Below are 9,929 nucleotides of genomic sequence, written 5' to 3' on the forward strand. Positions count from 1 at the left end.
GCGTCGACGGTCGCGGCGCAGTCCTGCTCGCGCAGGTCGAGGACRGCCACGCGGAACCCGTCGGCGGCGAGCCGTTGCGCGGTCGCGGCGCCGATGCCGCGGGCGCCGCCGGTCACCAGGGCGGTGCGGGGGTCGGTCACAGGAGGTCCCTTCGTCGAGAACTGCCGTTGCATACCGACCGCGCGGTATGTCGTTACCGTACAACCCTCACCAGCGACGACGCACGGTGGCCTTCGGGCCCGCCACCAGGCTCGCCGCCGGCACGTCGTCGGCCACGACCGCCCCGGCGGCGATCACGGCGTCGCGCCCGATGCTGACCCCGGGCAGGATCGTCGCCCCCGCCCCGATCCACACGTTCTCCGCCACGTCGATCGGGGCGCCCGTCAGGTACAGCCTGCGCTCGGCGGGGTCGACCGGGTGACCGCCGGTGATGAACGTGACCTTCGGGCCGATCATCACGCGCTCGGCGATCCGGATCCCGGCGTAGTCCAGGAACGTGCAGCCCTGGTTGATGAAGACGCGCTCGGCCAGGTCGAGGTGCAGCCCGTGGTCCGTGTAGAACGGCGGGTAGATCGTGAGCCGCGCGGGCAGCGGCCGGCCCAGGATCTGCTCGAGCAGCGCGGCCTTGCCCGCCTCGTCGTCGAACGGCAGGACGTTGAGGCGCGAGGTGAGCTCGGTGACCTTGAGGACCCGGGCGGCCATGGCCTCGAACTCCGGGCCGTGGATGCGCATGAGTCGGTCGCCGGGCACTCCCCGATCCTCCCCCATGGGCCGCTAGTGCCCCGCCAGCCGGAGCCCGGCGTCGACCAGCGACACCCGGTCGAGCGCGGCCACGTCGGCGAGGTCGATCCAGTCCGCGGTGTCCGTCGAGCCGTCGACCTCGTCGCGCAGCTCCCCGCCGACGACGTGMGCGCGGTAGACGATCCGCAGCGCGTGCAGGTCCCCCGCGGACGGGTCCAGACGGTCGCTCGCGGGGATGACCAGCGAGTCGATGCCCAGCAGGTCGTCGAGGACCGCGTCGTAGCCGGTCTCCTCCAGCACCTCGCGCACGGCCGCGTCGGCCGGGTCCTCGCCGGGGTCGATGCCGCCGCCCGGCAACGTCCACCCGGACTGCCCGCCCTCGACCCAGTGCGCGAGCAGGACGCGACCGTCATCGACGATCACGGCGTACGCGGCGACGCGCAGCTGCGCCGTCACAGCAGGCGCCGGGCCGCCGCCCAGCGGGTCAGCTCGTGCCGGCTCGACAGCTGGAGCTTGCGCAGCACCGCGGAGACGTGGGTCTCGACGGTCTTGATCGAGATGAACAGCTCGGTGGCCACCTCGCGGTAGGAGTACCCGCGCGCGATGAGCCGCATGACCTCCCGCTCGCGCGCGGACAGCCGGTCGAGCTCGTCGTCGCCGATGGCCACGTCGCCCGCCGCCGCACCGAACGCGTCGAGCACGAAGCCCGCCAGCCGCGGCGAGAACACGGCGTCGCCGCCGGCCACGCGGCGGACCGCGTCGGACAGGTCCGTGCCGTCGATCGCCTTGGTCACGTACCCGCGGGCGCCGGCGCGGATGACGGCGACCACGTCCTCGGAGGCGTCGGACACCGAGAGCGCGAGGAACCGGGTCTCGCCCAGGAGGTCGGCGCAGGCCTTGATCACCTCCGCGCCGCCCCCGCCGTCGCCGCCGGGCAGGTGCACGTCGAGCAGCACCACCGGGGGCTTCAGCTCGTGGACCAGCCGGATCGCGTCGTCGACCGTGTCCGCCTCGCCCACCACGCGGACGCCCGCGTCGAGCGACGCCTTCACGCCCGTGCGGAACATGTGGTGGTCGTCCACGAGCACCACGTCGACCGTCTCGCTCATGACTGCGCTCCTTGTTCGTCCGGCGTCCGGATCGGCACCACCAGGTGCACCTCGGTCCCGCGCTCGGGGCTGCTGGTGACGGACGCGGTGCCGCCACGACGACGCACCCGCCCGATGATCGACTCGCGCACCCCGAACCGGTCGGTGCCCACCTCGTCGAGGTCGAACCCGTCGCCATGATCGCGCACGAACACCTCGACCTCGCTCGACCCCACCTCGAGGTACAGCGACACCGGCGGGCGCCCGTGCACGACCGCGTTGACCAGCGCCTCGCGGGTGGCCTGCAGCAGCGCCTCGGTGTCGGCGTCGGGCACGCGGTCGCCGACGACCACCGACTCGACCGCGACCGGGTCGCCGGACGGCCCGGACCGGGAGTCCTCGACCTCCGCGACGATCCCGCGCAGGGCCGCCGCCACCGACGTGCCCGGCGCGGGGCGGTCGTCGTAGAGCCACTCCCGCAGCTCGCGCTCCTGCGCACGAGCCATGCGCGCCACCTCGGCGGAGTCGTCGGACCGCGACCGGATGAGGGCCAGGGTCTGCAGCACCGAGTCGTGCAGGTGGGCGGCGATGTCGGCCCGCTCGGACTCCCGCGCCCGGGCCGCGCGCTCGTCGCCGAGCTCCCGGACCAGCCGCAGCCACCAGGGCGTCAGCACCAGCGCGACACCGCCGAGCATGATGACCGCCGCGACGATCGACTGCGCGAGCGTGGCCGTGTCGACGCCCTCGCCCGACGCCAGCCCGACGAACAGCAGCACGCCCACACCGGCCAGCAGGATCCCGCCGGCCACGCGCAGCACGCTCACGGGCGTCCGCCCCCCGGCACGGTCCCGCAGCCGTCCGCGCTGCACGGCGTCCAGCTGGCTCCACGCCAGCCAGAGGCCGGCGAGCACGATCGCCGCSGGCAGCAGCCAGTCCACCTGCACGTCGGCCCCGGAGCGGACCGCGATGAGCAGCGCCGCGGCGACGACCAGCAGGCCGCCGATCGCGATGTCGGTCACCGGGATGCGCCGCCCCGGCTCGACGAGCGCCTGCCGGCGGGCCAGCCGGGTCAGCGTGCTCGGCCGCACCTCCTGCGCCGCGTCGGCGGGGTCCCCCGCGGGCACCGCCAGCCACCAGAACACGTAGAGCAGGGGTCCGATGCCCGCGATCGGCGTCAGGACGACGAACGCCAGCCGCACCAGCCCGACCGGCAGGTCGAGGTGGGCCGCCAGCCCGAGCGCGACGCCACCGAACCAGCGCCCGCGCGCGGGACGGCGCAGCGGCAGCCGTCGGCGGGCGAGCAGCGGTTCGGTCGGGGTCACGGTCCGATCGTCACACGCCCGCAGGCTCTCCGGGGTGCGGTCCGGGGTCGGTTCAGGGGTGCGCACCGACAGGTTCAGGGTGCGCTCAGGGGACCACCCGATGCCGCGCGGCCGCCCGGGCGACCAGGATCGAGGCATGGACACGAGCACTCCCGCCGGCACCGAGCCGGCACCCGACCCCACGGCCCCGCCGCAGAGCCCGACGTACACGTCGAACAGCTTCTTCGCCGGCATCCGACGCCTCGGCATCACGCGTTCCGACGACCGCTGGGTCGGCGGGGTCAGCGCCGGGCTGGCCGACCGGTTCGGCCTCGACCCCCTGCTGGTCCGCGGGATCTTCGCCGCGACGCTCCTGCTGGGCGGCCTCGGCCTGGTCGCCTACGGCGCCGCCTGGGCGCTGCTGCCCGAGCGCCGCGACGGGCGCATCCACGTCGAGGAGATGATCCTCGGCCGGTTCGACATCGCGCTGCTCGGCGCCCTGGCGTTCGTCATCGTCGGGTTCGGCCGCGGGGACAACTGGTTCTTCTTCTGGGGGCCTCCCGGCTGGGTGCAGGGACTCCTGTGGCTCACGTTCGTCGCCGGCCTCGTCGTGCTGATCATCGTCGTGGCCAACCAGCAGCCGTCCCGACCGCGCCCGCCGGTAGCGCCTGGCCCGTACGGCGCGCCCGTGCCGCCGGCCTCCGCGACCACCTTCGCGGCCCCGGCTCCCGCGGCGTCGTACCCGCCGGCGGCGACGTACCCGCCCGCCGCGACGTACCCGCCGAGCTCGCCCGCCGCGACCTACCCGCCGGCTCCCACCACCACCGCGTACGGAGCACCGCCCGCCCAGGGCTGGCAGCCGTYGGCGACCCCGCCCCCGCCGCCCGTCCGCACGCCGCGCCCGCAGAACCACCCGCGCCCGCCGCGCCCCCGCACCCCCGGCGCCGGCGCCGGCACGGTCGGCGTGGTCGTCGCGCTCAGCCTGCTCAGCCTCGCGGTCCTCATGGTCGCCGAGCGCTCCGGCAGCTTCGACGGCCCGGTCGGCCTGACCGCGCTGGGCATCGGCATCGTGCTCTGCGGCCTCGGCATCATCGTGGCCGGCCTGCGCGGCCGGACCAGCGGAGGCCTGGGCGGTCTCGCGGTCATCGGCATCCTGGTGGCCGTGCCCCTCGGCGCGGTGCAGAACAACCACTGGATCTGGACCTCGGACGGTCGGCACGACTTCGCCGCCAGCGGCGACGTCGTCGTGACCTCCCGCACCGACGCCGCGGCCGGCTACTCGATGGGCTTCGGCGACGTGACGATCGACCTGTCCGACGTCCCCATGACGTCCACCACCCTCGCGGTCCCGATCTCCCTCGCGGCCGGCGACCTCACCGTCCTCGTGCCGTCCGACGCCAGCGTCTCGGCCGACGTCGACAACGGCGCCGGCACCGTCACCTGGGACGTCGACGGCGAGCACAAGAGCGCCGACGGCGTCGGCCTCAACCCCCGCACCTTCACGACCGGCGCGCTCGACGACGGCGGTCCGCAGCTCGCGCTGCAGGTCCAGGTCGGCGCCGGCACCGTCACGATCACCGAGGAGAACTGATGGCCACCGAGAAGAAGTCGGGCGCCGGCTCCGGCACCGACGAGACGACGCCGCTGCCCGTGACGGCGACGCCGTCCGCCGACGAGACCACGGCACTCCCCGTCACGGAGACGCAGTCCGCCGACGACACCACGGTCCTCACCGTCACGGAGGCACCGGCCGCCGACGACACCGCCGTCCTCCCCGTCGCGGAGACGCCGTCCGCCGACGACACCACGGTCCTCCCGGTTCCGGAGGCGCCGGCCGACGATGCCGCCGCCGTGCTCGAGGTCGCCGCGGCAGACGAGGCGCCGGTCGTCCCGGCCACGCCGACCGACGAGACCGCGGTTCTCCCGGTCACCGAGGACCCGCGCGTCGCGGCGACCGAGCCGGTCGGCTCACCGCAGCCCGCGGCGTACACGTCCCCGATCGGCGCCCTCTACACGCCGCCGGCGACGACCGGGTACGCGCCGACGAACCCCACCGACGCGTACGTGCCGAGCGACGACGCCCCGGTCGTCCAGCCGGCCCCGGTCGACCCGCCCCGCCGCCGGCTCCGCGTCGGCACGGTGGTCTGGGGACTCGTCATCGCGGCGATCGGCGTGGGGCTGCTCGCGTGGGCCGCCGGGGTCGCCATCGACCTGCAGCTCGCGATGATCCTGTTGCTCGCGGTCGCGGGCACGGCGCTGCTCGTCGGCTCGATCGTCAGCGGGGCGCGCGCCGCTCGCCGCTGAACGCACACCACAGACGACGAACGCGACGTCCGAGCCCYRGGGCTCGGACGTCGCGTCCGGTCGTGTCAGGCCGTCGGTCCCGAGGGCGGCGGCAGCGGGGTCGACGTCGTCGTCGGCGCCGCGGGTGCCGCCGGAGCAGCGGTCGGGATCGGGTCGGGGTAGGCCTTCGCCGGGGCGACCGGCTCGGTCACCACCCCTCCGTTGAGGACTGCAGCCTTCCGCAAGGCCCAGCCGATGAGGATCAGCACGACACCGATGCCGACCACCAGCAGCGCGACGCCGAAGGCGACGACCGAGGTGAACAGCGAGGCTCGCAGGAACGATGCCGTCATGACGGTCTGCCGGGTCGGGTCGTCCTGGGGCAGCTCGGCGTACGTCTTGCCGCCCGACGCCTCGAGCGCGTGCGTGTTGATGATGTCCGCCTGGAACCAGGCCTCCCACGGCGTGTCGACCAGCTGGCCGCCGAAGGCCTGGGCGTCGTCGGACACCGTGATCTTCTCGGCCGCCAGGTTGCTGGAGACCGCCCCCCACGTCACGCCGCCCGCGATGATGAAGACGATCCCGAAGATGATCGTGATCAGTCCGAGCACTCGGACAGTCTTCGGGCTGCCTGTTGTCGTAGCCATGTTTCCCCTTCCGAACCCCCACAGGACGGGCCCGAACCCCCAGGACCCGGCGGGCCGCGAGCGGCCCATGACTAAAGCGCCCAACACCAGCGACTCTAGGGGAGAAAGAGGGTGATTTGTCAGAACTCTCGGGCGAGTGCGCGCGCCGCCCGTGCGCGGGCGTACTCGGCCTCCGCGGCTCCGAGCACGTCGTCCCAGCCGAACGCCGGGCGGACCGCGCGGTTGTGCGTGAGCATCCCCTCGAGCAGGCGCCCGTCGCGGGCGAGGTGCACGATCGCCTCGGTCATCTCGGCGTCGTCGGCGACGAGCAGCCCGTCGATGCCGTCCTCGACGAACTCGGCGATCCCCGTGCCCCGGCGCGCGACGATGGCGAGCCCGGCGGTGCGGGCCTCGAGGGCGGCGATCCCGAAGGCCTCGAGCTCGGCCGGGGCGAGGAACACGTCGGCGTCGGCGTACGCGGCCCTGACCTGCGGCCGGGTCAGCCGGCCGCGCAGCTCCACCAGGTGCTGCAGCCCCTGCCCCGCCACCGCTGACGCCACCCGACCCTGCGCCGGGCCGGCGCCGATGATCGACAGGCGCAGACGGTCCGGCGGCAGCCGACGCGCGGCCGCTCCCACCAGCTCGACCAGCGGGACGGCCCGCTTGCGGGGAGCGAGACGCATCGTGGAGACCAGCCGGAGGGGTCCGTGCTCCCCCGGACGCCCGCGGCCTTCCGAGAAGCTCTTGGGTGCCCAGAGATCCAGGTCCAGACCGTTGGGCATGACGGTCACCTCGGCGCCGAACACCTGCTGCACCCGTGCGGCGGCGGCGTGGCTGACGGCCGAGAGCGCGGCCGGCGTGCGCTGCCAGTGCGTGTGGCGGACCAGGGTCCGCAGGGTGCCGACGACGCCGTCGAGCATGCAGTGCCACGTGATCGCGGTCGGCAGGCCGGCGTCGAGCGCGATCCGCGCGCCGTCGTAGGCGAAGGGCGACAGCACTCCGGCGTGGACGTGGACGACGTCCGGCCGCAGGGACTCGAACGCCTCGCGCATCAGCCGGGGGCCGACGGGGTTCACAGGCAGGTCGAACGGGAGGCGCGCACCGAGCCGGTGCACCTGCACGCCGTTCTCGACGTCGACGACGCCCCCGCGCTCGCCGCCCTCGCCGAGCGTGGCGGTGAGCACGTGCACGTCGTGGYMGGCCAGGACCTGGCGCGCCGCGAGGTCACCGACCTGCGACTCGATCCCGCCGGTCCGCGGCGCGTAGCAGTCGGACACATGGACGATCAGCACGCGCACACCCTAATCACGCGAACTGGACGAGCGTTCACGATCCGGGCCACGTCACCCGCGTGCGCCACCCGCGGCCTCGATCCGCGCGAGCGCCTGAGCGTGCACCTTGCGCTCGAGGATGAACGACATGACGGGCACGACGCCCGCGGCGGCCATCGTCGCCAGGCGCCCCAGCCGCCAGCGCATCTTCGACCAGAGGTCGAACACGGTGACCAGGTACACGACGTAGATCCAGCCGTGCGCATAGGCGACCCACGCGCCGATCACGGGGTTCGGGTGGCCCGACGCGTCGACGCCGCCCGCGTGGAACACGTACTTGAGGATCAGCTCGAGGCAGAGCAGCAGCAGCATCGTGCCGGTGATCCACGCCAGCACGCGGTAGCGCTTGGTGGCCCCCGCGGCCTTGCGCACCCAGGGGTCCACGCCGGTCACCGTCTCGCTCACGCGTGCTGCTCCTTCGTCGTTCGTCACCGAGGTCACTCCCACTCGATCGTGCCCGGCGGCTTGCTCGTCACGTCGAGCACCACGCGGTTGACCTCGGGCACCTCGTTGGTGATCCGGGTCGAGATCGTCGCCAGCACGTCGTACGGCAGGCGGGTCCAGTCGGCGGTCATCGCGTCCTCCGACGACACCGGCCGCAGCACGACCGGGTGCCCGTAGGTCCGGCCGTCGCCCTGCACGCCCACCGACCGCACGTCGGCCAGCAGCACCACGGGGCACTGCCAGATGTCACGGTCCAGGCCGGCGCGCGTCAGCTCCTCGCGGGCGATGACGTCGGCGGCCCGCAGGATGTCGAGGCGCTCGGCCGTGACCTCGCCGATGATCCGGATGCCCAGGCCGGGGCCCGGGAACGGYTGGCGCCAGACGATGCCCTCCGGCACGCCGAGCTCCAGGCCGACCGCACGGACCTCGTCCTTGAACAGGGTGCGCAGCGGCTCGACCAGCTCGAACTGCAGGTCGTCGGGAAGCCCGCCGACGTTGTGGTGCGACTTGATGTTGGCCGCGCCCTCGCCGCCGCCGGACTCGACGACGTCGGGGTAGAGCGTCCCCTGCACGAGGAACTTCACCTCGTCGTCGCTGTGCTCCACGATCTCGCGCGCCGCGTCCTCGAACACCCGGATGAACTCGCGCCCGATGATCTTGCGCTTGGTCTCGGGGTCGGTGTGCCCGGCGAGCGCGTGCAGGAACCGCTCGCGCGCGTCGACGACCTTGAGCTGGACGCCCGTGGCGGCGACGAAGTCCTTCTCCACCTGCTCGGCCTCGCCGGACCGCAGCAGCCCGTGGTCGACGAACACGCAGGTCAGCTGGCTGCCGACGGCCTTCTGCACGAGTGCGGCCGCCACGGAGGAGTCGACGCCCCCGGAGAGCCCGCAGATCACGCGCGAGGTGCCCACCTGCGCGCGGATCTTCTCGACCTGCTCCGCGACGACGTTCCCCGCGTTCCAGTCGGGCGTCAGCCCGGCGCCCTCGTACAGGAAGTTCTCGAGCGCCTTCTGGCCCAGCGGCGAGTGCTTGACCTCGGGGTGCCACTGCACGCCGTACAGGCGGCGGGCCCGGTCCTCGAACGCGGCGACCGGGCTTCCCGACGACGTCGCGAGCACCTCGAAGCCCTCGGGCGCGGCGTGCACCGCGTCGCCGTGGCTCATCCAGACGGTCTGCGAGTCCGGGCTGCCCGCCAGCACGGTCCCGGCGGACGTGACCTCGACGGCCGTCCCGCCGTACTCTCGCTGGCCGGTCTGCGCGACGGTCCCGCCGAGCGCGGCGGCCATCGCCTGGAACCCGTAGCAGATGCCGAGCACCGGGACKCCGGCCTCGAACAGGGCCGGGTCGACGAACGGGGCGCCCGTGGCGTACACCGAGGACGGGCCGCCGGACAGGATGATCGCCGCGGGGTCCTTGGCCAGCAGGTCCGCGACCGACGCCGTGTGCGGCACGATCTCGGAGTACACGCTGGCCTCGCGCACGCGTCGCGCGATCAGCTGGGCGTACTGGGCGCCGAAGTCGACGACGAGCACGGGGCGGTGGGTGGTGGCGGCCGGGTCAGGCGTCTGCGTCACGCCCTCAGGGTAGTCGGCGCGGGGACCTCGTCCGTCCTGTGCCCGTCCGTCCGGTCCGTTCCTCCGCCCCGTCCCCCGGGGGCCGTGGAAAACGGTTCGAGGAGTGTCGGTACCGCCCCGTAACGTTGCTCCTCATGCGTTCCCTCCCGCTCGACGACCCTGGCACCCCGCCTCTGAGCGGGCCCACGGCGCTGCTCTGGTGGCTGGCCCGCCGGCAGTGGGGGATCCTCCTGACCGCGGTCGGGCTGGGCATCGTCATGTTCGCCGCGCAGGCGTTCACCCCGTACGTCGTCGGAAACGCGATCGACGACGGTCTGGCGCACGGCTTCGGGCCGGAGCTCTGGCGGGCGTGCGGCACGCTGCTCGCCCTGGGCGCGGTGGTCATCACGACGTCGGCCATCGGCCACCGCTACGACATCGCGAACTGGCTGCGTGCGGCGTTCACGTCCTCGCAGCTGGTCGGCAAGACGGTGTCGCGGTCGGGCCACGCGATCACCTCGGAGCTGCCGACGGGCGAGGTCGTGTCCGCCGTCGCCAACGA

Annotated in this window: 11 protein-coding genes and 1 pseudogene; 3 read left to right on the forward strand and 9 right to left on the reverse strand. The window is 73.8% G+C overall.

Annotated elements, in window-relative coordinates; translation table 11 throughout:
- From ACXJKG_RS15435 to ACXJKG_RS15455, 5 genes are all read right to left on the reverse strand, one after another.
- Nucleotides 1-173: SDR family NAD(P)-dependent oxidoreductase (locus tag ACXJKG_RS15435; RefSeq protein ID WP_456846640.1), on the reverse strand; the 173-nt coding region annotated here is incomplete at its 3' end.
- Nucleotides 174-207: 34 nt separating this feature from the next.
- A complete protein-coding gene (locus tag ACXJKG_RS15440; RefSeq protein WP_456846630.1) occupies nt 208-750 on the reverse strand; it encodes a DapH/DapD/GlmU-related protein in 543 nt (180 codons plus the stop codon).
- A 24-nt stretch (nt 751-774) separates the two neighbouring features.
- Nucleotides 775-1,197: an NUDIX hydrolase gene (locus ACXJKG_RS15445; protein WP_456846631.1), complete on the reverse strand. Its 423-nt coding sequence runs from the start codon at nt 1,195-1,197 to the stop codon at nt 775-777.
- Nucleotides 1,194-1,850: a LuxR C-terminal-related transcriptional regulator gene (locus ACXJKG_RS15450; RefSeq protein WP_456846632.1), complete on the reverse strand. Its 657-nt coding sequence runs from the start codon at nt 1,848-1,850 to the stop codon at nt 1,194-1,196. Before ACXJKG_RS15450 ends, ACXJKG_RS15445 begins: the two co-directional genes overlap by 4 nt.
- Entirely contained in the window at nt 1,847-3,151 is a 1,305-nt protein-coding gene (locus ACXJKG_RS15455; protein WP_456846633.1) for a PspC domain-containing protein, read from the reverse strand. Before ACXJKG_RS15455 ends, ACXJKG_RS15450 begins: the two co-directional genes overlap by 4 nt.
- A gap of 136 nt (nt 3,152-3,287) precedes the next feature.
- Between ACXJKG_RS15455 and ACXJKG_RS15460 the strand changes: the two genes are divergently transcribed.
- Both ACXJKG_RS15460 and ACXJKG_RS15465 read left to right on the forward strand, forming a co-directional pair.
- Nucleotides 3,288-4,721 carry a PspC domain-containing protein gene (locus tag ACXJKG_RS15460; protein WP_456846634.1) on the forward strand — a complete coding sequence of 478 codons (1,434 nt, stop codon included), beginning with the start codon at nt 3,288-3,290 and terminating at the stop codon, nt 4,719-4,721.
- A complete protein-coding gene (locus ACXJKG_RS15465) occupies nt 4,721-5,434 on the forward strand; it encodes a hypothetical protein (RefSeq protein ID WP_456846635.1) in 714 nt (237 codons plus the stop codon). The genes ACXJKG_RS15460 and ACXJKG_RS15465 overlap by 1 nt, the downstream gene beginning before the upstream one ends.
- Nucleotides 5,435-5,499: 65 nt before the next feature.
- Here ACXJKG_RS15465 and ACXJKG_RS15470 read toward each other — a convergent pair whose 3' ends face one another.
- The 4 genes from ACXJKG_RS15470 to guaA form a co-directional block, all read right to left on the reverse strand.
- Entirely contained in the window at nt 5,500-6,024 is a 525-nt protein-coding gene (locus ACXJKG_RS15470; protein ID WP_456846636.1) for an aromatic ring-opening dioxygenase LigA, read from the reverse strand.
- Nucleotides 6,025-6,179: 155 nt separating this feature from the next.
- Nucleotides 6,180-7,331: a glycosyltransferase family 4 protein gene (locus tag ACXJKG_RS15475; RefSeq protein WP_456846637.1), complete on the reverse strand. Its 1,152-nt coding sequence runs from the start codon at nt 7,329-7,331 to the stop codon at nt 6,180-6,182.
- Nucleotides 7,332-7,382: 51 nt separating this feature from the next.
- Nucleotides 7,383-7,775, reverse strand: a complete 393-nt coding sequence (locus ACXJKG_RS15480; protein ID WP_456846638.1) for a DUF3817 domain-containing protein — start codon at nt 7,773-7,775, stop codon at nt 7,383-7,385.
- 32 nt (nt 7,776-7,807) lie between these two features.
- Entirely contained in the window at nt 7,808-9,388 is a 1,581-nt protein-coding gene (gene guaA / locus ACXJKG_RS15485) for a glutamine-hydrolyzing GMP synthase (protein WP_456846639.1), read from the reverse strand.
- 134 nt (nt 9,389-9,522) lie between these two features.
- Here guaA and ACXJKG_RS15490 point away from each other — a divergent pair.
- Nucleotides 9,523-9,929, forward strand: a pseudogene (locus ACXJKG_RS15490) (ABC transporter ATP-binding protein); the annotation flags it as partial.

The sequence above is a fragment of the Cellulomonas sp. P5_C6 genome (assembly GCF_054049635.1).